Origin of the sequence: Capnocytophaga sp. oral taxon 326 str. F0382, from assembly GCF_000318295.1 — a bacterium.
Taxonomy (GTDB): Bacteria; Bacteroidota; Bacteroidia; order Flavobacteriales; family Flavobacteriaceae; genus Capnocytophaga; species Capnocytophaga periodontitidis.
In genome coordinates, this window is sequence record NZ_KB291378.1 from 220,294 (window position 1) to 246,742 (window position 26,449).

Consider the following 26,449-nt stretch of genomic DNA (forward strand, 5'->3'; position numbering starts at 1 on the left):
TCACTTATTAATTGTTGTGATTCCGCCACTTAGAGCAAATTCCATCGCTTTTTGGGCAGTAAAGCCTTCGGCGGGTTTTACATTCTCGGCAGAAGTAACAATTACCCAACCCGAAATAGCGTATGAATGGGGCAAATATACACTTACCATCCCCTCAAGATTAGCAAAATCCATTGAGGATTGAGTAAGGAAGCCTATGCGCCATACTTCAGGAGTTTCGTTTACACGAACCCATACGGGATTGGAAAACTTGCGTTTATCACCAACAAACGATGCTAATACCTCTTTGATAGAAGAATAGATAACTTTTACGCCAGGGATATGCGCTACCAGATAGTCCAACAAACTGACTAAGAGTTTTCCTAAGATGAGTCGGCTACCTATAAATCCGATAATTGCTGTACCTGATAACACTAATACGAACACTAAACCTGGGTAAGCCTTAGAGAGATCGGGGACGAGGTTATCAACGCTCCTGAATATCGACCAAATAATCCAAATAGTAGCACTCAAGGGACCGATAATAAGGATTCCTTGGAAAAAATATTTGATAAAAGTACTAAATTTCATTAATTGTAAGTGTTAGAGTGCAAAAGTAGTACTAATTTTCTAAACAGAGAAATTTTTATTGAGAGGGGATATGGCTAATAATAGAATTAAGTTTCGTAAAATTATTTTATCACTACACTTTGCCAAAGTTGAATAAACTGATAATTAAAGATTATCTGTATCAAAGCCCGTATAATCTGTAAGCCCCTTCAAAAATAGTAAAACTATCTATTTATTTGACATACATTATTTTAGGTATATTTTTATCAAGTTGAACTTACGTTCTTTACTAAAAAAATTGCTTTTTTAAAAAAACTATTGTATTTTTGCCCCAAATATACAAAGTTTGCTATTCCGATGAGTGATTTAAAACAATTGGTAGCCTTATTAAACGAAAAAGCCATTGCCCTACAAGCCCAATTTCAAAGTATTAGAGAGGAAAATGGCAAATTAAAGCAAACCATTGAACAACTTCGCAGTGAAAAAACATCGCTTCAGAGCACAATCACTTCACTGAAAGAAAAAAACGAAACACTCGCTGTTGCTAACCGTATATTAGGCAGTAAAGAACACAAGAGAGAAACTAAACTGAAAATCAATACCCTTATACGCGAAATCGACGCGTGTATCGTTCAGCTTACAAAACAATAACAATGGAACAGGACGAATTGAAAATCAAACTTTCTGTAGCCGATAGGCTATACCCCCTTACCATTGTACCTACCCAAGAAGAGGGTTTTAGAAAAGCCGCAAAAAAAATAAATGATATGATTCAAGAGTTTGAAACCATTTATCAATTGCGTGATAAACAAGACGGGTTGGCTATGTGCGCTATCACCTTAGCACGACAAATAGAACAAACTCGCCTCAATGAAAACCAAGAAGATGAAACCCTCAAAAATACCCTGCAAAAGGTATACAACACCCTAAATCAAATAGGGTAAAAGCACGTACATTTACATACAAAAACTTACTGCCTATATTGATTGTCCTTTCGGTAAACTCAACATTAACATTTCACAAAAGGGTGAGTTACAGTAGCTAAAGCGCGCCGGTCTTTCAGTTGCCGGATACTTGACCTACTGAGTATCCCTAAACCTGTTTTTCAGAGTTTTACGTGAAACACATTAATCAATATAGGCATTTTTTTATATTAATATTTTATTTTTTTAAATCAACAAGATGGATAGTACAGTTATTATAAGTATTGCAGTTTTTATTATCGCCCTTGCCATAGGGTTTGCTATCGCCAAAGTGCTGGAAAAGAAGAACGCCTCTAAAATTATTCTCAACGCTCAGAATGAAGCCGACGTTCTTCTAAAAAGTGCTAAAGTTGAAGGCGAAAACATTAAAAAAGACAAAATCATCCAAGCTAAAGAAAAGTTCCTCGAACTAAAAGCCGAACACGAAAAAACAATCGCTGCCAAAGATAAAAAAATGGCAGAGGCTGAAAAACGTATCCGTGATAAAGAATCACAAGTATCCAATGAGTTAGCTCAAAACAAACGCCTGAAAGACGAGTTGGAAAAGAAAACTGAAGAAGTTGATTTCCGCCTCCAAACTCTCGACAAAAAACAAGAAGAAATCGAACGTTTACACAAAAGCCAAGTGCAACAACTCGAAGTTATTTCCGGACTCTCCGCCGAAGAAGCTAAAAAACAACTCACCGATTCTCTTCGCAGTGAGGCTCAAGCCGATGCAATGGCATATATCCAAAATACTATTGAGGAAGCTAAACTCACCGCTCATCAAGAAGCTCGAAAAATCATCATTAATACCATACAGCGTATAGGCACTGAGGAAGCAGTAGACAACTGTGTATCAGTATTCAACCTCGAATCCGATGAAGTGAAAGGTCGTATCATCGGTCGTGAAGGTCGTAACATCCGCGCCCTCGAAGCCGCTACTGGGGTCGAAATTATTGTAGATGATACCCCCGAAGCAATTATCCTCTCTTGCTTCGATTCAGTACGCCGCGAAATTGCACGCCTCTCATTGCACAAACTCGTAACCGATGGTCGTATCCACCCTGCACGTATTGAAGAAGTAGTTGAAAAAACTACCAAACAAATAGAAGAAGAAATCGTTGAAATAGGAAAACGCACTGTAATCGACCTCGGTATCCACGGATTACACCCTGAATTAGTGAAATGTGTAGGTCGTATGAAATACCGTTCTTCTTATGGTCAAAACCTCTTACAACACTCACGCGAGGTAGCCAAACTTTGCGGGGTAATGGCAGCCGAATTAGGCTTGAACCCTAAACTCGCTAAACGTGCCGGACTTCTGCACGACATAGGTAAAGTGCCACAAGTGGAAACCGAAACCCCTCACGCACTCCTCGGTATGGAATGGGCAGAGAAATATGGTGAAAAACCCGAAGTGTGCAACGCTATTGGGGCTCACCACGACGAAATAGAAATGACTTCATTGCTTTCACCTATCGTACAAGTATGCGATGCGATTAGTGGAGCACGTCCTGGAGCACGTCGCCAAGTACTCGATTCGTACATTCAACGTCTCAAAGACCTCGAAGATGCAGCCTTCACTTTCCAAGGTGTGAAGAAAGCTTATGCTATTCAAGCGGGTCGTGAGTTGCGCGTAATCGTAGAAAGCGAAAAAGTAACCGATGATAAAGCCGCAGAACTATCATTCAACTTATCACAAAAAATCCAAACTGATATGACCTACCCAGGTCAAGTGAAAGTAACGGTAATCCGTGAAACTCGTGCTGTGAATATAGCAAAATAGCGTATGACCTATATACAAAGTTACATATACCAAATCATTGCTACTGCCATTGCATTGGTGGTTTTCACTGCCTTGCGCTATTTGGTGAACTCTATCATCGAAAAGTTTGGCAAAAGAGCGGGCTTAGGGGTGAGTCGTACGAGTTTGGTTAAAAAATATATAGATTATTTTATCTATGCGTTGGCTATTCTTACTATTGTCTCTATTTGGGGAATAAAAACTGAACAACTCTTCTTGTTTGTTACTTCAGTCCTTACTGTAATAGGAGTAGCTTTTTTTGCTCAGTGGTCTATACTCAGCAATATTACAGCAGGCATTATTGTGTTTTTCTCTTCTCCGTTTAGAATAGGCGATACTATCAAGATTTTAGATAAAGATTTTCCTATTGAAGCTAAAATCATAGATATCAAATCGTTTTATACGCTATTGAAAACTGCCGAAGGTGAACAGATAAGTTTGCCAAACAATCTTTTGTTACAAAAAGGAATTGTAATTGTCTCGGAAGAGGAATACGCAGTAAAACTAAAATCCTAATACCACTGTAAATAACTAAAACAACCTAATTGATATGCTAACCAAATACATCAAACGTTCTGTTATTATAGCCATCGCATTAGCGATAGGGCTCTTGCTCTATTGGTTTCTTCCTTATGAAGAACCTACTAAAAAAGGTTTGGCTTTACTTGCCTTTGTAGCAATTTTATGGCTTACTGAAGCCTTACATATTACTGTCACGGCACTTTTAGTGCCTGTATTGGCAATACTTTTAGGATTAGAGAATACTAAAAGTGCGCTACAGGCTTTTGCAAACCCTACAATCTTCTTGTTTTTTGGTGGTTTTGCCATTGCTACAGCCTTAAGTGTTCAAAAACTCGACCAATATATCGCTCATAAGGTGATTTCTTTGGCGAAAGGGAATTTTATGGTAGCAGTATTCCTTTTGTTATTGGTTACCGCTGTTCTCTCTATGGGGATTAGCAATACAGCTACAGCCGCGATGATTATCCCTTTGGCTATGGGAATGCTCAAAAACATTGACTATGAAACTAATAAAGGTACCTATGCCTTTGTGATATTGGGGATTGCTTACAGCGCGAGTATAGGTGGTATGGGTACTTTGGTAGGTAGCCCACCTAATGCGATTGTCGCTTCTCAATTGGACATCACTTTTGCCCAATGGTTGCGCTATGGTATGCCTACAGTTTTAGGTTTGTTCCCTCTGATGATTGGAGCAATGTATGTGGTATTTCGCCCTAAGCTGAATATCAAGATAGAGAGTGAAGCAATGACTGAAAAACTGAATACTAAACAGTATCTCACTATTCTCATCTTTTTAATTACAGCCCTTTGCTGGATATTTGGCGATGTAATCAATGAGGTGATTACTTCTTTCTTACATATCGAAAAAATAAAAGATTTTGATGCTGTGGTAGCAATGATTGCTGCCGTGTTTGTGTGTTTGTTTGGCGTTGCCGAATGGAAACAAATACAAGAAAACACCGATTGGGGGGTGCTAATGCTCTTCGGTGGTGGACTTTCATTAAGTGTAATCCTCACTCAATCGGGAGCGAGCAAAGCACTCGTAGATTCGGTGCAATTCCTCATTTCTGATAGTAGTTACTTTGTCATTGGAGTTGTGGTGGCTACTTTTATCATCTTCCTCACCGAGTTCACCAGCAATACCGCCAGTGCTGCTCTCTTGGTGCCTATCTTCATTTCGGTAGCCGAAAATATGGGGCTCAATCCGTTAGGACTTTCACTCATCATAGGTTTAGGAGCATCTTGTGCCTTTATGTTGCCCGTTGCGACTCCGCCTAATGCCATTGCTTATGGTACCGGTAAAGTGCGTCAGAAGGATATGGTGAAAGCTGGTTTTGTACTGAATATACTTTGTATTATCTTTATATCGGTAGTAGCTTTTTTCTTTTGGAATGACAAATTATAGGAGATACTAAAAAAGCTGTCTGAACATTGTGCTCAGGCAGCTTTTTCTTTTATCTCTTACTTATTCAAAACCTTCTTTAGGGTGAAAGTTGCTAATACTAAATACACTAAACAGAGTCCCCACATTCCCAACCAATAAGGCATAATGGTAGTGAGGTGAGCCCCCATTTGGGTGATGGAAATAAATCCTTTTGCCCCTAAGGTGGTAGGCACGATATACGAAAAGATATTTAGCCATTGTGGCATTGCTACTGAGGGCCACGAAAAGCCGGTGAGCATTACCGATGGCAACGAGGTGTACATAATGAGCATAATCGCATCTTCACGGCGGCGTACAAAGTTGAGCAGACAAAGCCCCATAAACACTATCGAAAGGATAAAAGGTATCATAAATACCAAGGTGCTGACCATTGAACTGCGTACTGGAATGCCAAACAATGGCATTATAATTCCTAAGATAATGAGCAAAATTACGGTTGAAAATCCTAAATAGGTAGTAGCTTTACCCATTACAATAGGTAGTGCGCCCCAGAAGTTATGCGAATTAGGGTATATTTTGCGTAGCTTGTTACCTTCGCGCATTGTACCTCCTAAAATGCCTACTGCTGTGAGAATGGTGGTTTGGAAAATAATTACCAACACTATGGGGATTAGGAAAGTAGCATAACCCGATGAAGGGTTGTACAAACTCACTACTTTAGCACTCACAGGCATTGCTTCCTCACGTGCTTGGGTAGGGAGCTTGCCTTGAGCTGAAGAGCGTTTCATTTCCACGCCCGCATTGAGGTAGGCAGCCGAGAGTTTCGCTGCAGTGAGTATTTGCTTGTAATAGAGCATATACGAGGCATCGGCGTAGACTGATATGGCGGGTTGTTCCCCGCGTTGTAAGTCGCGTGCAAAACCGTTAGGAATGGTTACGATACCGCGTATTTGCTCGCGCTGAAAAGCCTTTTCTGCTTCGCTGAGGTTGAGATAGCTGCTGTAGATAGCCACGCCACTATTGGCATCTATCATACGCAATAGCTGGCGACTTTGCGCTGTATTATCTTCATCAACTACTCCAATAGGGAGCTTTTGTAGCGTTTCTTCGGAATAGAGGTAGGTGTACAAGAAAGAGACTACCACCGCTACGATAACAAACGAAAAGAACACCGCTTTGTCGCGGAATATGTATTTGGCTTCCCAAAGCATTGCACGGGTGAAGTCGGCTGAACTTTGATATATATAACTTCTAAATTGTTTCATATCCTCCTGATTTTATTTTCTTTACAAACATAGGGTAGGCAACTATCAGCAATAAGCCGAAGAGCAATAAGGCTAAAAGGGGTTGCCACGTCATCTCTACAGGTATCCCTTTGATCGCACGATTTACGTAGTATTTCATAAAATGAGCATAGGGGAAGATTTGCGCTAAATACTGCATACTCTTTGGCAATCCTTCCATCGGAAAAGTATAAGCGGCAAATGAGAAGGCAATCGCTGTAAAACCACTGCCTATGGTGAGTGCTGACCTAAAATTAGGCAGGAGAGAGACGAGTGTAATCGCGATAATTTGATAAATGATGACTAAAGCAAAGGTGATAAGCACTACGTTGAACATCGGGATGTGGAGGGGTGCGCCTATAAGCCCAAAAAGGAGATAGTTCATCCACCACGCGACAAAGAGGAGCACTAAAGTATAAGGCAAGAGTTTGCCTATCAAGGCTTTTAGCGGACTGCCGCCTGCCTTTTTGAGCCACTGTTTCCCTTGGCGGTAACGGAATTCTACTCCTAATACATACACAGTTACCATCATCACAATCATTTGGAGCATCATAGGTAAAAGTGCTGTGAGCAGGTAATAGGCATAGTTAGCATAAGGGTTAAACAATCCGTGGTCGTCTACCTTTACGGTTTGAGCTTCGGCACGTACCTTCTCGGTTTGTTGCCCTTTTTGCATTTTCTTTTTCATCACCAGTCCGGCAGAGAACATTCCTACAGTAGTTTGAAAATCCTTTTGGATAAGACTTGCCCCGAGCATAAACTGACTATTGGTATAGCAAATCACTGATTGGTTTTCGCCTTTGAAAAGTTTCTGCTGAAAATCGGCAGGGATAACGATAAAGCCCATTATCTGCTGTTGCTGGATAAGTCGTTGGGCTTCTTGTTCATCGGTGAGTTTGATTTTCAGGTCAATATTGGGCGTAGCATCGAGCATACGCAAAAGGTTTTCGGACAGCTGACTTTGGTCGTAATTGATATACGCCATAGGCAGGTCGCGGGGTACTCCTTTGTAGAAAATAGCCGCAAAGAACCCAAAGATAACCAAGGGAAACACCAAAACGTAAAACAGTCGTTTGGGTGATAGGAAAAGGTTTTTGCATTCGGTTTTAAAATATTTCATAGTATAATTAGCAAATTAGTTCATTTGAATAGCTTTGAGAAAGCCTTTGGTGTGTAGGGTATAGAAAAATTGTATATTCTCTTCGGGGATATCGCCTAAAGCACGCAGTACACTTACCGCAAAATGCAATGCACTATCCCCCTTGGCGGTTACTATCTTGTGATCAGTTACGGCTTCATTGGCGGTAAGTACAAAATTTTCGCCATTGGTATAAAGTGCGGCATCTTTTATCTCATCAAAAGTATTAGTGGTATGCTTTACATCATTCAGCAAACCATTCACAGCACAAAAGCGTGCACTATCACAAATAGCTCCTAATACTTTGCCATTGGCTTTTACCTTCTCAGCAAGGGTTACCAGCTGAGAGGTTTGTTCCTTAGAAAGATTATGCCACGAACCTTCAGCCCCAATAAATACAAGATCCGAAATATCTTCGGGAATTTCCCAGATACTAAGGTCGGGTAAGGCTTTGAGATTGCCGATGGAGGTTTTCACCTCTTTATCGGTTGAAGCATACAAAACAGAGTATTGTACTGTTCCTAATTGTTTTTCGCCAAGGGCAGCAGAAAGATAAGCCAGTTCCCAATTGGCAAACTTGTCTAAAATGATGAATATGATTTTTTTCATATGATGTTATATGTGTTTCTAAAAAAGTTGTCCTAAAAGTTTCATTTTGTGGGGGCGTTTGCAAAACGCCCTTACAATGTGACTAAAAGTAATTGATTATCAGATTTATAAAATTTATCAAAGTTTTGGGACTTTGACAAAGTTTATGATGCAAAAGCAATTTTGAGACTTTTCAGACAGCCTCTTTGAAAGTTTTTAATTGTAAGTTGATTATATTTCTTCAGCATCTTCTAAGTTTTCTATTAGGATAGGTTCTTTGTTTTTAAAATGAAAAGAAACTCCATAAGGCTCGCAAAAGCTGAAACCACCTTCGGCAAAATGCAATATCCATTCTTTGTTGTCATAGAACAGGAACTGCGGGCGTTCAAAAGGAACTTCCTGCAAGGGAACACTTAGCAATCGTTTTTCTTCTTCCGAAAGATGAAAGTCTTCTGAGTCTATCAGCAGTTGTTCTTGAAAATAAGAAAGTGCTTTGGCAACCAACTTATCTGCGCTGTCAAGGATTTGTTCAATAAAAGCAATAGTATCAGGGGTAAGGGTTTCACTTTTGCTAAACACAGAAAAAGGCAGCTGTAAAGTTTTTTTGTAGAAATCACTTTTCCACTGATATGAAGCCTCCCAAAAATACTCGTCTCCCACTTTTTGTGAGAAAGTGAGGGTGCCAAACTTGGTGGTATAATTAGATGTGTTCATTGCTTTAACCAATTAATTTCTTCTTTACTAAGGAAAAAATATTTATATACAAAGTTTTCGCAGGCTTCTTGTTCGCTATCAAAAGACTGTTCATCACAGAAGAAACGAGTATCGGCAAGGCATACCACCCATTGGTTTTCTCGTTGCAGAAGACAAGCGTTATCCACAGCTACATTTCCTTGCTCAAAAGTATTTGTTTTAAAATAGCACTGAGCAGGATTATAGTTCAAGGCTTCTAAAGCTTGTAACAACTCTTTGAATGTGGGAATAGGGAGTTGTTCTTTTATCTGGGCTAAAAGTTGTTGCCTTTTCTTCCTTTCTTGTCTGGTTTTCTTGGAAAACCAAATGAGTATAAACGCCCAAGCCAAAACAGCTATTAATAGAGGGGCAAGTATATTGTAATTCACAAGAGCAAAATTATATTTTTAAATTTTAAACATTTTGTTAATTGTTCTATGTTTATAAGGTTTTAAGTTTGTAGCAGTTTTATACTTTCTTTCATTTTCTGTAATTGGTGACTTATATCAATCATAGATATACAAATCTAAATCAATAGAACTGTTTAGTTTGCTTAGCAAATTGATAATATTGTTTTCAAAAACTATTGCTGGAGCAGGTTCTTTATTTGTTTCAACTTTAAAACGCATTATAGATTTTAAATTGTTTTTCTGCATAAATGAAGATATTTCCTCAATTCTTGTGGTTATAATTTTTTCAAGAGGCTTTAAACTATCTTCTACATAAAGAGATATAATATCTTTAAATGAATGTTGCCAAAATGTTTCTGTACTTATCCTAAATTTTAGTTTATCACCTTTGTAAGCAAATTCGGTAGGGGATATATTTATGATTTTAGAAAACTCATCTATATCAAACATATCGCCATAAACAATAAAAGTTAATTTACTTCGTGTCATTCTATTCGTAAAAGTTTTTAAGTTTGTTTTTTTCAAATTCAGCGATAGTGTTATCGATGATTTCTTTGATCTGATAAGAGGCGATGCCTAAAGGTTTGTTCACATCGGTGAGTGACCATTCTACTAATAATTCGTCTTTATCTTTACAGATGAGTAGTCCAATGGTAGGATTGTCACCTTCTCCGCGCAAGAGTTTATCAACGGCAGTTACATAAAAATTTAATTTTCCAATGTATTCAGGGATGAAAAGCGTGACTTTAAGTTCTACTACTACATAGCATTTCATTGGGATATGGTAAAAAATAAGGTCGGGGAAAAAACTCTGTCCTTCGGGCATACGCAATTCCATTTGTCGCCCAACGAAGGCGAAACCTTGTCCTAATTCCAACAAAAAGCGAGTAATGTTCTGCATCAAAGCCTCTTCAAGCTCTCGTTCGGAATAGTCTTTGGCAAGAGAGAGAAAATCGAAATTATAAGGGTCTTTGAGGAGTTCAGTAGCTAAATTAGCTTGAGGGATAGGCAATTGAGTGTCGAAATTGCTAATAGCTTTTCCTTGTCGTTCAAAGAGTTTACTCTCTATGGTATGCACTAATTGTACCCTGCTCCAATTATGACTGATCGTCTGCTTGATGTAGAATAGAGCCTCAGAGATAGATTTGCATTTTGATATAATTTCAATGTGATGCCTCCAAGGGATTAAACCAAAATCTTTAGGCATCTCTAAAAAGCCACCAACTTGGTGGCTTTTTGTAAGCTCTTGATAATAAAATAAATACCATTGTCTTATGTATTTAATATTACTTAATGAAAAACCAGTAGCTTCAGGGAAGGCTTCTCTCAAATCCAAACTCAGTTGGTTGATAAAGCCACTACCCCAAGCCTTTTCGGTTTGCATTTTTACTATATCACTACCCAAGCTCCAATAGAACTCTAAAAGGGCAGTATTCACCTTTATGGCTGTTTTGATTTGCGATTGTTGAAATCGCTGTTTGATTTCTATCAGCCATTGGTGGTATTCTTTATCAGGGAGGTTTTGTGCTCCAAAAGTAAAAGTTGGGGTTTCTTTCATTGTAGTTGTTTTATTGTTTTCTTGTTTTTATGAATGTTGTAATTCCTAATACAAAAAATAATACCCAAGAAAATACCACAAAGATACATTTCATAAGAGAAAAATAGGGCGCTAAGGTCTCTATCCATAAGTTTTCAGGATAGTGTGTGAGCATTGTAATGGTACTAAGATTTTCGAAATAATCAAAAATACCTCCTATTATTGGGAAATATGATAAGAAAAGGAGCTTTTTTTGGTTGAGTTTTTCTAAAAAGAAACGTATCAGTTGATAGTAGGTAATAGCAAACAGACCGGGATATATCATATCCACAGGAATTTGTCGGTATAAATAGAAATGGCGACCTTCTTCACCTAAACGCCTAAGTAGCTCTTGAATGTAAGAGGCATCATAAAACGGAGGCACATCTAAAATATCCATTCCTCCAGCCATTGCTTTAAGAGCTGGTACGGTTACCAACATCAAATAGGCATATACTGAAGTAGTAATGATAAAAAGTATCCAAAGTTTTTTCTTTTTCATTTTTAATTAATTTTTGTTGTTTTACTAAATTATCACGGATATTCCCAATCCTAAGAAAGATTACGGAGTTTACACCCCTAACGCTTCTCTTTCCTTCTTTGGTACTTTGGCAAGTACTTGGTCGTAAGAGTGCTGTATCATCTCCTTGATAAGGGCAGGGGGTAAGCCTTCTAAAAGCACAGTATTCCAATGTTTTTTGTTGAGGTGGTAGCCCGCTATAATCTTATCGGGGTATTGCTCGCGGAGTTCTATCGCACGCTCGGGGTCGCACTTGAGACTCACCCGCAAAGGTACTGATTCTAAACTTGTAAGCACAAAAATACGATTACAAATCCGAAATACTAAAATATCCTCGCCAAAAGGCATATCCTCAGTAACGTGGGGCAAGGAAAGGCAATATTCTCTAAGTTCTTCTAAGTTCATTTTGTTTAGGTAAGAGATAAGAGATAAGAGGTAAGAGGGGGCTCATTCCTCATTATCAATTCAGCACACACGTGTGCCAAATTTTTAATATCAGTATTTTTTTGTTGTTGATTTACTTTTTTATATATTGATACACACCACCGATAGGTCTTTTTTCTTATTGCGAACAATGCCATAAAAACGATTTTTGTACCAAAGCATTTGTTGCTCATAATCAATAGTGTATTTGCCAATATCTAATGAATGAATTATCTCTCCAGTTAAGGCATTGATAAGTATAGGTTTTTGTTTTTTATCACTTATGATAATATGTTCACCACTCCGTACAAAGCGTACTGTTTGTCCCGTATTATAACTAAATACCATCTGTCCGTTATTCAACGAAATTCCATAAAAATAGCCTCCTTTGCCTGCCGTACCAAAATATAAGATATCGTTATAATTCTCTACTTCAGTATAAAGATAAGCAGAGAGTTTGTATTTCCAAAGTGTTTTTTGGTTCTGTTTATCTCGGCAGGTCATCATAAAGGGAGATTGCATAAAAACTTCTTTATCTCCAAAAGAATAGACTTTAGCATCATTGAGAATTCGCTTTTGAGGGATAACGCAGAAAGATTGTTCTATCACTTCATTTTCAGTAATTTCAAATACTTTATTGGTTACAAAAATGTTGCCGAGTTTATAGTATTCAATGAGCATAAAAAGTCGTTTGTCTTCCCAATAATAGTATACATCACTATTATAGCAAGTTTCTTCTTCCTCAAAAAAGAAAGAAAGTCGTTTTTGTGATGTAAAATCTTCTGAAAAGATATCTACAAGAATATAACGATCTACATACACTCCGTTTTTCACCATCTTTTTAGAAACATCAGCTGAGGCAAATTGCAATACAGCTATTTTCTCCTGAAAAGGGACAATATCTACCACCCTATAATGGCGAAAAGGGTTGTTAAAAGTATTTAAGGTATGGTAGTTTGTCATATATTACTCAAAAACTAAAGGGTTTTCAATAAAATGGTTTCTTTAGGCAGTGGGTTATACTTATTTAGTAATGTTTCTTCCTCTCCTTCGTGTAGCAAGGTAAGAAATGTATAACAGCCTCCAGATGTAAGTTTTTTAGTATATTCTTTAATCTCTCTTTTGTAAATTTCCTCTAACACCTTCGCTTGTTCTTCTGTTAAATAAGGGCGATGGGTGCGAAGTGTCTGACGCAGATTTTCATAAAAATCACCATAACAGATAAAACTGATGTCGTGAAAATGTGCTACCAGCCATTTTATTAATTGGTAAAAAATAAAGTTCTGCAAATTGGCTGAAAGGATATCCACCTCTCCATCTTCTCTGATAAATACTATACTTGGTTCTTGTGTTGGTTTTTCTTTATTATAACAAAAACAATAAACCATATAATCATCTACTACAGCCCTTGCAAAGGGAACGAAGAAGACCTTTTGGTTCTGAGGATATTGTGTTAAATGTTGGTTTAAAAACTCAAACTCTTTTGCGAGTTGCGAGGGGGTGAGCACCTGAAACCAATCTACATACAGAAACAAAGGCGGGTTCTCTTTCAGTTTAGGATATTCTTGTTCTAACCACTCCTTATTAGGCAATCTATCACCATTTTTGTATTCCATAGGACAATAAGAATGATATGGATATTTTGCGCCCATATCCAGCATTCTATCCTCATAAAGCCGGTGATATAGTTTTGGGTACTGAAAGTTATAAGTCTGTTCTATATGTTGTAATGGGGTCATATTGCTGAGGTTTGATGTTAATTTCTCACATATCTTCCCCTATATCTTTTAAGAAGCTATCTATCACCTCAAAAGAACTTTTAGAAGAAGAAGCATATATTAATTGACTACCTTTGTCTAATATAGCAATACTATCTGTAGCATCCCCATAAAAGTTAGCTCCTTCTAACCAATGATGGAGGGCAAAAGGTTTTTTGGGGAAACGCTCTTTTATAGCTATCAATTCTTCTTTGTTCAAAAATGATGCTTTCTTCTATTATATTAGCTTTCTTTTTAGTCATTGCTATATTCAAATTGTTTTTCTTCTTTCGGAATGGGAATAAACTTGTTACACAAAGTATCAAACTCTTCTCGCGAAAGTAATCCTATATATTTTTCGGTGTATTCCCTATCATTAAATGTATAGGTGTAGGTAGAGGCAAAAGTTTTTCTTTTATAAATATCTTCTACTATTTTTGCTTGCTCCTCACTTAAATAAGGACGGTGCGTACGGAACATATTGGCTATTTCGGTATAAAAAGAATCGTCATCAGCAAGGAGTTCATCTATATATAATACGCATTCTAACAATCCATAGAAGATAAAGTTTTGAAAGTTATCGGCTAAGACATCTACATTAATCCAATCGTGAGCAAATACTACCACCCAAGGTTCAGGGAGAGGATTTTCTTTATTGTAAAATAAACAATAATAGTCGCCTGCTCCATTCTTTCCAAAAGGGATGAAGAGGTACTCAGGTTTAATTTTATAAAAACTTTCGGCACCGTGTAAGAATTCTATTTCTTCTGATATTTCAGAGAGTTCTAAAATTTCAAAATCCATACGCCCTTCTAAAAGTAATGGTGGATTATCTTTGATTTTAGGGTACTCAAGTTCACGCCAACGAGGACCAAATTGTCCCCAATTGAGCATACCATCCTCATAAAGCTGGTGATATAGCTTGGGGTACTGAAAGTTATAAGTCTGTTCTATTTCTTGTAAAAGGTTCATATTGGATGTTTTTTTATGCTACAAATAAACTTTATGCTCTGTTACTATTTTCTGTAATTGCTGGTGCAAAAGGGCTCGTGAGGGGAGTTCAGAGACCAACTCAATTGTCTCGACACTGTCGAGACAATTTGAAAATCTACTTTTTCTGAATGAGCAGTCTGTACTGTGTCCAGTTCAATTGCGAACGCAGTGCGTTCGCAATTGGATACATCCGATAAAATCGGCGACTTTGCTCTAACTGTCTTACCGAGAAACCACTACCATATAAAGGAGTTAGCTCTTCGGCTAAGTTGCGGATAAGGTAAGCCCCATAGTCGGCGCGGTCTTTGCCCTGTTGCTCTTCTTCAAATATACGCTTACCTAAGAGCCAATACATTTGCACCCTGCTGAAATCAACACTTCGTATCGCATTATTACGCGCCGTTTCAATAATCTGACGGATTTCTGTATAAAATTGTTCGTCTTTGTTAGCTTCTTCTTTTTTCATAGTATTAGTTTGTTAATTGGCTCATTATTCATAATACCTTCCCAAGTCTAACAGATGCCCTAAAAAACGCCAGTCATTAGCGATAGCTTCATCTTCACCTATATAATCACACAAGCCTCGTGCGCCACACTCCAAGAGGTCTAAAGGGTTGAAATTGTACCAATCATAGCCCATTTCGGAGGTGATGCCAAAGGAACGCATTTCGTTATGAAGTTCTTTGTCTTTCATACGGTGGAGTTCAGCTATCTGAAAGAGAATAACTGCTTGGGTATAAGCAAAGGCGGAAAGATGTTCAGTTTCTTCGGGCATTGAGCGAATACTTGTCCACTGCTCCTCATAAGTGGCAGTCTTTGCACTAAATGCCTCCTTAAGCAGTTCAAGGCAAAGAGTAGGGGAGAAGGGTGTGTTTTCGTGTGGAGTCACTACCCTATATAATGCCAAGAGATAGGCTTCTAAATCTCTGTTGGTTACTTCTTTAGGAAGCTGTTCTATACAGTTGTAAAATTCGTCGTAGGTCATAGAGATAATTAGCAAATGGGTGTTTCTTAGCGTTTGAAGTTCATTTTTTAAGGGTTATTTTAATGTTTTTAAAAATTCCTTGCCTTTATCAGTAAGGTAGTATTGTTGCTTGCTACTTGTGGGTTTATCAGGAATGGTAAGCGCTACAAAACCTTGTTCTATGGCAGGATTGAGATAGTTTTTTCTGAAATAATCTCTATTTTTCAAGCCTAATTTTTCTTGAATTTCTTCTCTATAAGATACTTCTTCCAATATATTTAATAAATCTTTGACTTGCATGGTAACTTGCATGGTACTTGCATGGTACTTGCATGGTACTTGGGGGGAACTTGGGGGGTACTTGTATGGTATCTTGCGCTTCTTCTTCCATAAGTGCTTGTAAATCTTCATCTATAGGAAAGATTACTCGCAAGGTGTTTTCCATAAACTTAAAAGATTCTTTAGGATAACTCTGCAAAATACGTGGGGGTAACTTGTCGCTTGTATTCTATGTTTTTGGATTCAATCATTGTAAAATGAGGTTTTTATAGGGCAAAGATAGTGATAATTAGCTAATTTAGCAATAAGCTAATTAGTTAATTGCCGAATTACTTTTCATCATCTTGTATTTCTTCCTTTCTCCCTCTACAGTTGCTACCACTTTAAAACCAAGTTTTGTATAAAGAGCTTTAGCTATGGGGTTGTCATCAAATACATTTAGGCTAATAGAATGAACTCTTTTATCCTCAAAAAGCATTGCGATAAATAACTGCATTGCTGAGGTGCCTAATCCTTTTCCTGTAAGCGAAGGATTGATAAGAAATCTACCAATATGTATGTTGCTCCCTTCTACTCTTATTTGCTGAATCATCCCTATAAAACTACCCTCTACCTCAATACGAAAACAATGAGACAAAGCATTGAGCGCTTCCATTGTAAGAGGATAGGGCAAAGCATCTCCTGCCCATTGTTGCAAGAAATCAGCGCCTTTGCTATTTGTCCAATGTATAATAGCTTGCTTATCTTTAGTTGATAATCCTTCAGTTATTCTCATTTTATCAAACAAACTTACTTGCTTTTTAATATTATCTAATCAGATGGTTATCTCTACCATATTGCCATCGGGGTCAAGTATCACGCTTTCGTAATACCCATCACCTGTGGTACGAGGAGCACTAAAACACTCGTAACCTTCATTTACGATTTTCTGAGTAAGCACATCAACCGCTTCTTTACTCCCTACACTAAAAGCAAAGTGTATAAGTCCTTCACTCGTCACCTTGTCCAAAGGTTCACTGAGGTTGGGTCTCCACATTATTTCCAAACGAGCGCCACTATCAAAACTTAGAAAGTAGGTGCGTAATCCTGTTTTAGGATTATGGTACAACTCGTTTGATTTTGCGCCGAAGAAAGTCTCATAAAAGGCTTTAGATACTTCCAAATCTTTTACATATAAAGCGATGTGGTCTATTTTCATAGTGATAATCTGCTAATTATCTATTACTTGTTACCTGTTATCTTCAACTAATACCGACATACCCGGTCTTAAATCCTTTACTTTTTGGGTAGGGTAGGCTTTGATAGCAAAAGTTTTCTTGTCGAAGTCGCCTTTGCTTTTGGTGGCTGTCCAAGTGGCGAAATCGGCTTGTACCGCGATGTGTTTTACTTCCATCTCTATCTCCTGATTGCCCAAAGCGGGTACGATACCTTTGAATTTAGTGCCTATCTTGAAATCTGCCATTTTATCTTCGCGTATGTTGAACACCACCCACTCGTCCTGAGTATCGATGAGGTTCATCACAGGGTAACCCGCATTCACGATTTCGCCCTCGTTGGGGATAATGGTTTGTATCTCGGCATCGGCAGGAGCGAACACTTTAGCACCGTCTTTATAAGCATTTACCTCAGTAATCACCCCTTGCGCTTGAGCTACAAGGGCTTGGGCAGCAGTTTTATCCTCTACACGAGCTCCGTTTTTCGCCATTTCGTATTGTGATTTGGCTGCTTCCGCTTGTTTTTGTAGGGCAACCATTTGGGTATAAGCCTCATCTTTCTTTTGGGCAGGTAATACTTTTTCGTTATAGAGGTTGCTCACACGTTGGTAAGTTTTTTCAGCGAGCTGGGCAGCCGCTTGGGCTTGTTGCCATACATTATATGCCCCTTGAATTTGTTCGCTGCGAGCACCGCGTTGAGCTTTGTCGGATTGAGCTTGTGCAGCTAAACGTGCTGCTTCGGCTTGAGAGAGTTTGGCATCGAGTTCAGTGCTTTCGAGTTCCAAAAGGAGGTCGCCTTTGTGCACTTGGTCGCCTTCCTGCTTGTAGATAGCTTTCACCCTACCAGGTACTTTTGGGGCAACGTTGATTTGTTTGGCTTCTACTTGTCCTTGCAAATATACAGGTTCGCGGTTACTAAAAAAGTAGATAGAAAGAATAAGAACTACTGCAAATACAGTGATTGTTACAATAAGACCGGTGATGTTTTTCTTTTTCATTGTTTATTTAGTTAAGAGTTTATGAGAGGCACGAGCTACAAGCTCGCACCAGCGTATGTGAGGCGGTTATTATGGTTATTATTTTTGTAATGTATTAATTCTGCTTGCGGCTTCTCCCCCTTCGGGGGTTGGGGGGCTACCTTACTTGTTCGCTGAATTTATCACTCATTCCACAGGTTTCGAGGAGCTGGGCGAGTGTTTTGTCCATTTCAAAAAGAGCTTGGTAGCGTTTGATTTTGATAGAAGCCAAATAAAGGTTGGCATCGGCTACATCGGTGGAGGTGGAGAGACCTTCGGCAAAAGCTTTGTCGCGAGCACGTACGAGCTCTTCGGCAAAACGCAAACTCTCTTCTAAGCTGAGGTATTGTTCACGTTGCTTTTCAATCTCGGTGTACTGTTTTTTCACTAAGGTTTGTACGTCTTTTTCGGCTTGTGCAGTGATGAGTTCCACACTCTCACGCATCGCTTTGGCTTGGGCTATTTTGTTCTTATCCTGCAAACCGTTGAAGAGATTCCACTGTAACCCTACACCCACTACCCAGTTATCGGGTTCGGTTAAAGGTAGATTTTCGCTCCACAAGTATTTCTTGCCTACCACGGCTACATCGGGCAGATAAGCGGCTTGTTGCGCTTTTACGCTTTGGGTAGCCATTTGGGCTTTCAGCTTGGCTTGCACAATCATAGGGTAGTGCTCTTTGGCTAGCTGTTGGTAGTACTCAAGCGATTGGAGAGGGGCTACCTCGAAGAGTTCGGTGGTGAGGGCAGTGAGCGGTTGCTCGGTAGTTCCCATTACGCCATAGAGAGCCGTTTGCGCTAATTGTATGTCCTTTTCAGCAGCCATCACCTCACGCTCGGCATCGGTAACGGCTTTTTTAGCCTGTAACACCTCTACCGAAGCAATCATTCCGTTCTTTTCGAGTTTTTGAGCGTTCTCGTAGTGATGTTGCGCTGTTTCAAACGACTGTTTTCTCACTTCCAACGCTTTTTGGGCTAACTGTACTTGAAAATAACGTTCCGCCAACTCACTGATGAGGGCATTTTCAGTTTTTTTGGTTTCTACAGTAGCTATTTCGGTGTTGAGCGCACTCACACGATTCCCTACGCGCACCTTTCCGCCAGCAAATAGCACCCATTTAGCATCGGCACTCACTTTCCAGATGTCCTGCTCTTGGAACTCATAGCGCCAATCTTGGGCAAAGAGGGGTTGCACCCTGCCGAGTAGCGGGGCAAATAGCGGACGCATAGGCGCGGGTACTTGGGTAGCAAAGCCTTGCAAACCGTTTTGTATGGGTGCTTTATAGTCGTTGAAGTTGAGATAGAGCGGGTCGGCGAGGTGCATATAGCTCGCATTAACACTCAATTGGGGCAAGTATAGCCCGCGGAACGACTTGCGGTTATAATCGGCGGCTTCAGTTTGTTTTTCAATGCCTTTGAGTTTTTGGTTGCCTGAACGCATTTGGCTAAGGGCTTCATCAAATGAGAGCGATTGCGCTCGTAATGAAGCTGTTATCCCTATTGCGAAGAGGCATAGTAAAGTGTATTTTTTCATAAAAGAAAACTTTTTATTTCTACGGGGCAAAATTACAGCGTTTTTCTGAGGTAGAAGAATAAATAAAGTAGAATGTTTTTAAGATAGATTAAAAAAGAAGCTTAGTCGTTAGTGGTTGCAACCAAAAAATGTGTCACAACCCTGACCACTGACTTCTAACCCCTATAATAGTCCCCCATAGTCGCTTTTGCAGATTGTCCCTCACATACCCAGCTACAAGTATTCGCTGGCTACGGGGGAACGGGGGTAAACTAAAAACTATAATATTATGTATGTAACAATTACCGCATTAGACCTTAGTAAGAATACAAATCTTTCCTTGGTTGATATCAGTGAGGTCGAAAACTTTACTATTGCTCAAAAGGAAGCTCTTGTTCAAAGTTTGCCTCAAAAGCCAGGGGCGGTCATCGTACTCAGCCGTTTTGATCCTTCGGAAGGGGATGCGAACAACCAAAAAGTGTTAGACCTTATCGGTGCTAAAAAATGGATCGCAAAGCGCCGCCATATAATAGATAAAGAAAAATTCGTCGCTTTTAACGGCAAGCTCTACCCCTATATCAAAACAATCGACTTAGGTTGGGCGACCAACCCCAATATCGATACCGAAGAAAAATACTACCTTACCCTTTACACCCAACTCTCTAAAGGGGAAAAATTTAAATTTAAAGGCGATCTTGTCAATTGGATAGACCTTAACAACAATGGGCAACAAGACAAAGGGGAAGCAATTGAGTATGATAAGGATAGTGAAAAAGAAAGGAGTTTCGTAGCAGATAGCCCTGTGATTACCTTTTATGGGGTTATTTTAGATTTGAATATAAGCAATAACAAGATAAAATCAGTAGATGCCTCACATTTGAGTACCTTAGAGAGATTAGACCTTAGTAACAACTCCCTTACTCAATTAATTCTTAACGAAAGTAGGCGTGAGCAACCTAATATCAGAGAAATCAACATAATGAACAACCAACTCAACAAAGCTACTATGGAAGCCATTGTAAAAAGCTTACACCAAAAAGAAAATTATAGCGGAGCTAAAATTATACTACAAGATCTCAGCAGTGGTAGCCCTAAGAGCAACGAAATCAGTCCAGAAATATTGTCTATAATAAGGGAAAAGAATTTTATACCTTGCTATTACAAATATGGTAAAGTAGAGCCCTATGAATAAAACTCATTTTCTTTTCCGAAGGAGGTTGAGTTTTTCATTTAAAATAAAACAGCTGCTAAGCACTCACGCTTAGCAGCTGTTTTTATTTTTTAGTTGTTGTTAGGCTACAGCCGTAAGTTTTTGTTTTGTCAAAAGTTAAAGTATAGTGTTTGCCGTTGTAGGTGAATTGTACTTCTATGGTGTTGGGGCGGTTCAGCACTTGAGCGTTCGGCAAGCTTGAGAGGCTGAGGTCGCCCACTTGGAGCAGGTGCATAAAGTAATCGTCGTTGGCGGCGGTTTTTGGGCTTACCTCTACCCGCCAGTGCCCCAGCTCAGGATGGTCAGGAGGGATACGTGCCGCGCGCATATTGTAACCGTAATCTTGAGGGGTGAGCACGGGTAGTGGCCAGTTGCGCCCATCGGACCAGAAGTCTTTGCCAGTGCCGCCTACCTTAGTAAGCACGGCATCGGTGGGGTAGAGGGTGCGGCAAATCATCTTGCCCTCGCGTGAGGTTTCCGAAAATTCGTTACTTCCTTTCATCACAGGCTCATTGATAGTGTGCAACAAGAATTTTTTAGGATAGTTTTTATTGGTAGCGTTCACTCTATCAAAAATTACAAAAAGATCGGGGTAGAAGTAGATAAATTCACGCATTACTAAGTTGGTTTTTTGAGAGTTATAACTTTCAGTAGCATCCGATGCTACATACACGTAGTCATTGGTAGTGCGCATTTCTTTCAGTACTGAACCAGTCATTTTATATTGACCGCCGTCGTTGGGAATGGGCAAATTTTTAGCTTCGTTGGCAGCACCTTCCTTAATGCCCCAATAGAGAGGAAATTGTTCGTTAGGCATCTTGATAGTGATGCAGTTATGGGCTACTGTACGCGGGTAGTAATGCGAGAGATGCCAACTGGGTTCTGGGCGGGTACCTGTATCTAAAGCGCGATAGCCATTGCGGTAAATGGTAAAGTGATTGTTGTCAAAATGTTTGTGGTAATTAGACTGCGCACCTGTTACTAAAACGGCATAGGTATCGTTATCACCTGTTCCCGAGCGCATTATCAATTCACCTATTCCCTTGTAATACACGGTGCCTTTGCCCGAAAGTCCGCTACTGGGGCTACCTTTGGGTACTTCTTGTAAAAAAGGCATAAAAGCCATACGTTCATAGTGATGTTTTTTGTTTATTTCAGCCAAAAGGCGTTGCAAATCAGGGGAATTACCATAGAGTGTTGCTATTTCGCGGAGGTGGTAATTGATATCCTCTTCAGGTAACAATCCGTCGTAATGAGCACTGTCGGCAAGTCCAAATTCTTTGTTTTTAGGCAAGCGATTCCAGTCGATAAAATCCAAATACTTCAGCACGTAGTTCATTTCGCCTTTTATATCTACTCCTGTAGCGGCGTGATAAGAACGGATGAAATTGAAATCAAACACAGGATTAGCAGCTACAGCATAGCCCATACAAGCCGTAATCACGCCAGGGCCACCGTTGGCATCGGCAATTTTGCGGCGGTAATTCACCACTTCCCAATTCAAAGCCAAGCCTTTTTGAAACATCTGTTCACAGTGTACATCGTCAAAACCATCGTTGTGGAAAGCAATACCTATATAGTAGGGTAACCCTGCTGTGCCGTAAAATCCCGTATCAATATCTCCTGTATTCTCGCGATTGCGCACGGGTCGGAGCCCTTTGCCGTGCCAAGCAATGTTGGTCATTATATTGTAAAGCGGGCGACCTATTTGTTCGCGTTCGGCAGGGGTCAAGCTGTTATACACCCAATCATAAGCACACAGCACACTGATTTGTGAAAACACGTACCAGTCGATATTCAAATTGTGCTCAATGCGCAAATGATAATAATCTACAATTTTAGGTAAAGTTTTCTTTACGTAATCCAAGTACTTTGTGTCTTCCGTAATGAGGTAGAGCATCGCTACTTGTGATATTTTACTCACTATCACACTGTTGTCAAAAGGAGTTGTTACCAAAGGATTGTTAAAGTGAAAAGGTTCTGTTATAAACTTATCCATATCCTTTTTAGTCTGATTAAAATACTCTAAGTTAGAGGTTTGTGCTCGATTCTTGATTGCGGGTATGTCCTCTTTGGTAAGGAATAGGCGCGGGTGTTCTGGGCGAATTTGCCCGATAATATGTTCAGGAACAGCGGGTTCACTATCTTTTCGGCAAGACGCCATAGTGAACATACACAACGCTAAAAGAACTACTTTTTTCATAATGATTATTATTTCTTTCTAAAGCTACGAAATTACAACATAATTTGAAAATTAGCTAACAACTACTTTCAGAATTCTTTGAGTGTTTTCAGTAATTTTAAAGCGCTCATCCAAACGCTTGGCTATAACCCATACAATATCTTCTCCACTACATAATAACCATTGGTTTTCACGTGCTACCTGACTGTATTTTTCATCGATAAAAAACTTGCTGAGTTTCTTCTTTACTCCCAAACCTATGGGATAGAAAAAGTCACCCGCTTGTTTTTGTCGGAGAGTGAGGGGAGCGGTGAGTTTATCGGCATCCATAAAGGCAATATTTGGGTCGCCTTTAGTGATGTTGAATGGGGGAGTGAGTTCCTCATAAGTAAGTGTAGGGGGAAGACTTTCAGCAGTGAGTTCTTTTAGCCACGCTCCTTTACTATCTTTCACGAGAGAGTGAGTAGCCGAAAGGAGTTGTTTGCCCGCTTCGGCATTGAAGAGGAGATTTTTTAGGTCTTTTACATTGCCAAAACCATAAGGATAGAAAAGTTTGTGAAGTACCAAATCTATTTCGGGGGCAGATTGTAGTTTTTGGGTATCTATGGCAATAGGAACAGATAGTCCCCCTTCGGGGTTAAAGCAAGATTTTTTCCATTCTTCTATATAAAAATCAATAAATCGCGCCGATTGATGTAAATATTCCTGCGTTTGGTTGAAATTCTCTAAATAATTAGGGTGTATCGCCGCCATTTGTGGGATAATCTCGTGCCGAATGACATTGCGTACATATTTATTGCTCGCATTACTGCTGTCCTCACGCCATTGTAGTCGATGTGCTTCAGCATAATCGTATATCTGTTGGCGTGACCATTGCAGTAGCGGACGCACAATTTTATCGGTTTGCTGCGGGATGCCCAACAGTCCGTCCAAGCCACTGCCACGAGAGAGGTTTATCAAAAAAGTTTCGAGATTATCGTTGGCGTGATGTGCCGTAGCAAGGGCATCACAATGATGTGTTTCCAAAAGCTCATAAAACCACTCATAGCGCAACTCGCGGGCAGCCAATTGGGTGTTGAGTTGGTGTGCTATGGCATACTGATGAGTGTCAAAACGCTTTACTTCCAGCGGGATGCCGAGCGTTTTAGCAAAGTCGTGCACAAAAGCCTCATCGCCGTCGCTTTCCTCCCCCCGCAGTTGGAAATTGCAGTGGGCTAACAATAATTCAGTACCGTGAGAATGTAGCAAATGCGTGAGTACCACGCTGTCAATACCGCCACTAATAGCGAGGAGTATTTTTTTATTTTTTAGCTGATTTAGGGTGTTCATAGGGTAGTTTTATCAACATTAGTTTCTTCCACCACTGTTGCCAATCCTTTTTAGTGGGGTTTTCTGCTAAGGGTACAATATCTCCGAAAAAATACTTTACATTTTTCATTTTCATTTTAGCTAAATCTGAAAGTGCAATCATATCAAGCTCTTCTTCAGTTCTTTCTGTGTCATCGGTGAGATAAAGTCTTCGAGTTCGAGTGATAGGTACTTTCTTGTCATTGTCTAAAGCTTCAATCCACTCAGGAAGATCGCGAAAATCATAGTCGTTTCTTTCAAAATTCTCTACTGAAAAAACTTCTACTTGTTTGATTTTATTCATTGTTGAAAGAGGTAAGTTTTGAGGATAAGTAGAAGAAACTTGAGCACAAGAAGCCTTTTTGCTGTAGTAGCAATCAGGCAGATTAGGGATAGGAAGCAATTCTAAAGTGATGGGAGTGTTGTATATAAAGGTGATTTCTCTATCAAAAAAGGGGTAAATCAAAATAACTTTTGCGCCTAATTTTTTAGCATCTTTATCAGAAAGTTTTAAGAAATACATTCGGTCAAATAGCATTCCCTCAGGAAAGTATATGTCTCCTTTTTCCAATACAAAAAGTGTTTTTCGCAATTGCTTAGAAGGTTCTTTTGTAATAAAATCTTCTTTAAATTCTCCAGTAACAGTAATAGATTTTTGAGCTGATACACTGAGTGTTAGAATGCTACAGAGTATTAAGACGATGTTTTTCATATACAACTCTCAATTAAATTCATTATCTTACCTCTTAACTAACCCCAAATCTCGCACTGGTATTCAATTTTCCTATCAAACTTTTTGCTACCTCACAAGGATACGCTTTTTTTCTATATTGACGAATAGGCTGTATCCCCACAATGCTATTGGTAAAGAAAAGCTCATCAGCTTTTTGGAGTTCAAAAGGTGAAATAGAAGTCTCTGCCACCTCGTAATCTTTGGTTTTACTAAGGGTTTTGATAAGCATCTTGCGGGTGATACCATTGAGAGCGCCATCGGTGAGAGCAGGGGTTTTGAGGGTATTGCCATTTACTACAAACAAATTGCCGTCGAGCATTCCTGCAATACTCTTGTTGCTGTTGAGCAAGATACAATTATGATAGTCATTTTCGTCGGCAAAAATGCGCCCCAATACATTTGCGTTGCGGTTGAGATGATTTACATTAGCAAGCAAGTCGGGTTGTACGAAGAAATCTTTGAAGAGTTCTACCTCGTAGGGTTCTTCATTTAGTACGTAGAAAGGGTTTTCAATAACTTTGGTTTCGATGAGATAGTCAATTTCATTAGAAGTTCCCTCTTTGCGGAAGATGCTCAATCGCACTTTTGCAGGTTTGGTTTCTATACCATTGGCTTTGATGAGGTTGAGCATTTCTTCTTCGAGGAATTCCATAGCAAAGCTCATTGGGATATTCATACGCAAAATGCGCATTCCGGCCATTAGTCGGAGGTAGTGTTCTTCCCAAAAGATGAGTTTTTGGTAGCTGTATTTACAAATGTCGTACACGCCGTCACCATAGCGAAAAGCGCGGTTGTGGATGGTGAGAATAGGGTCATTCTCACCGATAATATTACCGTTATAATTGATCTTCATTGTTATTTGTTACTAATACCTAACACTTGAAAGCTAATATCTAAACAGCTCCTATTTTAGCTTTGAGGTCGGCTATTTGCATTAACCATAATTGTTTAGCTTCTTCAATTTCATCGGCGGGAGCGAAATCGGTAATAGCGAGAGAAACCTCTTGAGTGAGATCGTTCACTCTAATTCTAATTTCAAAATAAGTAGCAGCCTCTTCATCTTCTTTCCAATGAAAGCGGATGTGGTCATCTAATTTTTGGCGTAGTAGTTGGGCAGTTTCTTCAATGCCATTCCACACAAAAGTATAGGTATCCTCGTTAGCACGCACATCATCGGCATACCACGATGCGAGTCCGGCGGGAGTAGCAATATACTGGTAAATCAGTTGAGGAGAGGCATTTACAGTCACTTCCAATTGATATTTTTCTTTTGTTTGCATAGATGATAGCAGTTTATTGGGCGCAAAGTACAACATTTTTTTGAAATAGCAAAATTTAGAAAGAGTTAGT

The 26,449-nt window shown here is 39.4% G+C and carries 32 protein-coding genes and 1 other RNA gene; 7 read left to right on the forward strand and 26 right to left on the reverse strand.

All coding sequences use genetic code 11. The features are described from left to right. The gene (locus HMPREF9073_RS03485) at positions 1–570 is read right to left on the reverse strand and encodes a DUF502 domain-containing protein (protein ID WP_009412610.1); all 570 of its coding nucleotides are present in this window, start codon (positions 568–570) and stop codon (positions 1–3) included. A gap of 336 nt (positions 571–906) precedes the next feature. Here HMPREF9073_RS03485 and HMPREF9073_RS03490 point away from each other — a divergent pair, with 336 nt between their 5' ends. From HMPREF9073_RS03490 to HMPREF9073_RS03510, 6 genes are all read left to right on the forward strand, one after another. Next, the gene (locus tag HMPREF9073_RS03490) at positions 907–1,200 is read left to right on the forward strand and encodes a hypothetical protein (RefSeq protein ID WP_009412611.1); all 294 of its coding nucleotides are present in this window, start codon (positions 907–909) and stop codon (positions 1,198–1,200) included. A 2-nt stretch (positions 1,201–1,202) separates the two neighbouring features. Further along, positions 1,203–1,493: a cell division protein ZapA gene (locus HMPREF9073_RS03495; protein ID WP_009412612.1), complete on the forward strand. Its 291-nt coding sequence runs from the start codon at positions 1,203–1,205 to the stop codon at positions 1,491–1,493. Positions 1,494–1,550: 57 nt separating this feature from the next. Next, positions 1,551–1,663: non-coding RNA, 6S RNA (ssrS, locus tag HMPREF9073_RS15435), on the forward strand. A 68-nt stretch (positions 1,664–1,731) separates the two neighbouring features. Then, a complete protein-coding gene (gene rny / locus HMPREF9073_RS03500; protein WP_009412613.1) occupies positions 1,732–3,300 on the forward strand; it encodes a ribonuclease Y in 1,569 nt (522 codons plus the stop codon). 3 nt (positions 3,301–3,303) lie between these two features. Continuing rightward, positions 3,304–3,834, forward strand: coding sequence for a mechanosensitive ion channel family protein (locus tag HMPREF9073_RS03505; protein WP_009412614.1), 531 nt, complete (start codon positions 3,304–3,306; stop codon positions 3,832–3,834). A gap of 34 nt (positions 3,835–3,868) precedes the next feature. After that, positions 3,869–5,245, forward strand: coding sequence for a DASS family sodium-coupled anion symporter (locus HMPREF9073_RS03510; protein ID WP_009412615.1), 1,377 nt, complete (start codon positions 3,869–3,871; stop codon positions 5,243–5,245). Between the two features lie 56 nt (positions 5,246–5,301). On the opposite strand, the gene HMPREF9073_RS03515 is transcribed toward HMPREF9073_RS03510, so the two are convergent. The 20 genes from HMPREF9073_RS03515 to HMPREF9073_RS03610 form a co-directional block, all read right to left on the reverse strand. Next, positions 5,302–6,489: an ABC transporter permease gene (locus HMPREF9073_RS03515; RefSeq protein WP_009412616.1), complete on the reverse strand. Its 1,188-nt coding sequence runs from the start codon at positions 6,487–6,489 to the stop codon at positions 5,302–5,304. Then, entirely contained in the window at positions 6,476–7,627 is a 1,152-nt protein-coding gene (locus HMPREF9073_RS03520) for an ABC transporter permease (RefSeq protein ID WP_009412617.1), read from the reverse strand. The genes HMPREF9073_RS03515 and HMPREF9073_RS03520 overlap by 14 nt, the downstream gene beginning before the upstream one ends. 15 nt (positions 7,628–7,642) lie before the next feature. Continuing rightward, a complete protein-coding gene (locus HMPREF9073_RS03525) occupies positions 7,643–8,254 on the reverse strand; it encodes a DJ-1/PfpI family protein (protein WP_009412618.1) in 612 nt (203 codons plus the stop codon). Positions 8,255–8,464: 210 nt separating this feature from the next. Continuing rightward, entirely contained in the window at positions 8,465–8,947 is a 483-nt protein-coding gene (locus HMPREF9073_RS03530) for a hypothetical protein (protein ID WP_009412619.1), read from the reverse strand. Beyond that, the gene (locus HMPREF9073_RS03535) at positions 8,944–9,354 is read right to left on the reverse strand and encodes a hypothetical protein (protein WP_009412620.1); all 411 of its coding nucleotides are present in this window, start codon (positions 9,352–9,354) and stop codon (positions 8,944–8,946) included. The genes HMPREF9073_RS03530 and HMPREF9073_RS03535 overlap by 4 nt, the downstream gene beginning before the upstream one ends. A 117-nt stretch (positions 9,355–9,471) precedes the next feature. Then, the gene (locus HMPREF9073_RS03540; protein WP_009412621.1) at positions 9,472–9,900 is read right to left on the reverse strand and encodes a DUF4279 domain-containing protein; all 429 of its coding nucleotides are present in this window, start codon (positions 9,898–9,900) and stop codon (positions 9,472–9,474) included. Further along, entirely contained in the window at positions 9,866–10,933 is a 1,068-nt protein-coding gene (locus HMPREF9073_RS03545) for a YhcG family protein (RefSeq protein ID WP_009412622.1), read from the reverse strand. Before HMPREF9073_RS03545 ends, HMPREF9073_RS03540 begins: the two co-directional genes overlap by 35 nt. 10 nt (positions 10,934–10,943) lie before the next feature. Next, a complete protein-coding gene (locus tag HMPREF9073_RS03550; protein ID WP_009412623.1) occupies positions 10,944–11,453 on the reverse strand; it encodes a hypothetical protein in 510 nt (169 codons plus the stop codon). Positions 11,454–11,522: 69 nt separating this feature from the next. Further along, complete coding sequence (locus tag HMPREF9073_RS03555) at positions 11,523–11,876, reverse strand: MmcQ/YjbR family DNA-binding protein (protein ID WP_009412624.1); 354 nt, start codon at positions 11,874–11,876, stop codon at positions 11,523–11,525. A gap of 120 nt (positions 11,877–11,996) precedes the next feature. Then, entirely contained in the window at positions 11,997–12,857 is an 861-nt protein-coding gene (locus tag HMPREF9073_RS03560) for a PQQ-binding-like beta-propeller repeat protein (RefSeq protein ID WP_034555249.1), read from the reverse strand. 14 nt (positions 12,858–12,871) lie between these two features. After that, positions 12,872–13,633: a hypothetical protein gene (locus HMPREF9073_RS03565; protein WP_009412626.1), complete on the reverse strand. Its 762-nt coding sequence runs from the start codon at positions 13,631–13,633 to the stop codon at positions 12,872–12,874. Between the two features lie 25 nt (positions 13,634–13,658). Further along, positions 13,659–13,871, reverse strand: a complete 213-nt coding sequence (locus tag HMPREF9073_RS03570) for a hypothetical protein (RefSeq protein WP_009412627.1) — start codon at positions 13,869–13,871, stop codon at positions 13,659–13,661. A gap of 35 nt (positions 13,872–13,906) precedes the next feature. Then, complete coding sequence (locus HMPREF9073_RS03575) at positions 13,907–14,623, reverse strand: SMI1/KNR4 family protein (protein ID WP_009412628.1); 717 nt, start codon at positions 14,621–14,623, stop codon at positions 13,907–13,909. A 136-nt stretch (positions 14,624–14,759) separates the two neighbouring features. Continuing rightward, positions 14,760–15,110 carry a DUF1016 N-terminal domain-containing protein gene (locus tag HMPREF9073_RS03580; RefSeq protein ID WP_009412629.1) on the reverse strand — a complete coding sequence of 117 codons (351 nt, stop codon included), beginning with the start codon at positions 15,108–15,110 and terminating at the stop codon, positions 14,760–14,762. 24 nt (positions 15,111–15,134) lie between these two features. Beyond that, the gene (locus HMPREF9073_RS03585; RefSeq protein WP_009412630.1) at positions 15,135–15,629 is read right to left on the reverse strand and encodes a hypothetical protein; all 495 of its coding nucleotides are present in this window, start codon (positions 15,627–15,629) and stop codon (positions 15,135–15,137) included. A 54-nt stretch (positions 15,630–15,683) separates the two neighbouring features. Next, positions 15,684–15,881: a Fic family protein gene (locus HMPREF9073_RS16210; protein ID WP_232212869.1), complete on the reverse strand. Its 198-nt coding sequence runs from the start codon at positions 15,879–15,881 to the stop codon at positions 15,684–15,686. A 319-nt stretch (positions 15,882–16,200) separates the two neighbouring features. Beyond that, entirely contained in the window at positions 16,201–16,662 is a 462-nt protein-coding gene (locus HMPREF9073_RS03595) for a GNAT family N-acetyltransferase (RefSeq protein WP_009412632.1), read from the reverse strand. 39 nt (positions 16,663–16,701) lie between these two features. Beyond that, complete coding sequence (locus HMPREF9073_RS03600; RefSeq protein ID WP_009412633.1) at positions 16,702–17,085, reverse strand: VOC family protein; 384 nt, start codon at positions 17,083–17,085, stop codon at positions 16,702–16,704. Positions 17,086–17,115: 30 nt separating this feature from the next. Further along, a complete protein-coding gene (locus tag HMPREF9073_RS03605; protein ID WP_009412634.1) occupies positions 17,116–18,099 on the reverse strand; it encodes an HlyD family secretion protein in 984 nt (327 codons plus the stop codon). Positions 18,100–18,235: 136 nt separating this feature from the next. After that, a complete protein-coding gene (locus HMPREF9073_RS03610; protein WP_009412635.1) occupies positions 18,236–19,648 on the reverse strand; it encodes a TolC family protein in 1,413 nt (470 codons plus the stop codon). A 268-nt stretch (positions 19,649–19,916) separates the two neighbouring features. Here HMPREF9073_RS03610 and HMPREF9073_RS03615 point away from each other — a divergent pair, with 268 nt between their 5' ends. Continuing rightward, positions 19,917–20,819: a leucine-rich repeat domain-containing protein gene (locus HMPREF9073_RS03615; protein ID WP_009412636.1), complete on the forward strand. Its 903-nt coding sequence runs from the start codon at positions 19,917–19,919 to the stop codon at positions 20,817–20,819. A gap of 82 nt (positions 20,820–20,901) precedes the next feature. On the opposite strand, the gene HMPREF9073_RS03620 is transcribed toward HMPREF9073_RS03615, so the two are convergent. The 5 genes from HMPREF9073_RS03620 to HMPREF9073_RS03640 are packed head-to-tail and all read right to left on the reverse strand — an operon-like array spanning position 20,902 to position 26,379. After that, positions 20,902–23,040 carry a heparinase II/III family protein gene (locus HMPREF9073_RS03620; RefSeq protein WP_009412637.1) on the reverse strand — a complete coding sequence of 713 codons (2,139 nt, stop codon included), beginning with the start codon at positions 23,038–23,040 and terminating at the stop codon, positions 20,902–20,904. 51 nt (positions 23,041–23,091) lie between these two features. Then, positions 23,092–24,348: a tRNA lysidine(34) synthetase TilS gene (gene tilS / locus HMPREF9073_RS03625; RefSeq protein WP_009412638.1), complete on the reverse strand. Its 1,257-nt coding sequence runs from the start codon at positions 24,346–24,348 to the stop codon at positions 23,092–23,094. After that, entirely contained in the window at positions 24,320–25,078 is a 759-nt protein-coding gene (locus HMPREF9073_RS03630) for a hypothetical protein (RefSeq protein WP_009412639.1), read from the reverse strand. The genes tilS and HMPREF9073_RS03630 overlap by 29 nt, the downstream gene beginning before the upstream one ends. A 34-nt stretch (positions 25,079–25,112) precedes the next feature. Beyond that, on the reverse strand, positions 25,113–25,952 hold the full coding sequence (locus HMPREF9073_RS03635; protein WP_009412640.1) for an aminotransferase class IV: 840 nt from the start codon (positions 25,950–25,952) through the stop codon (positions 25,113–25,115). Between the two features lie 40 nt (positions 25,953–25,992). Continuing rightward, positions 25,993–26,379: an START-like domain-containing protein gene (locus HMPREF9073_RS03640; RefSeq protein ID WP_034555255.1), complete on the reverse strand. Its 387-nt coding sequence runs from the start codon at positions 26,377–26,379 to the stop codon at positions 25,993–25,995. Positions 26,380–26,449 lie beyond the last annotated feature (70 nt).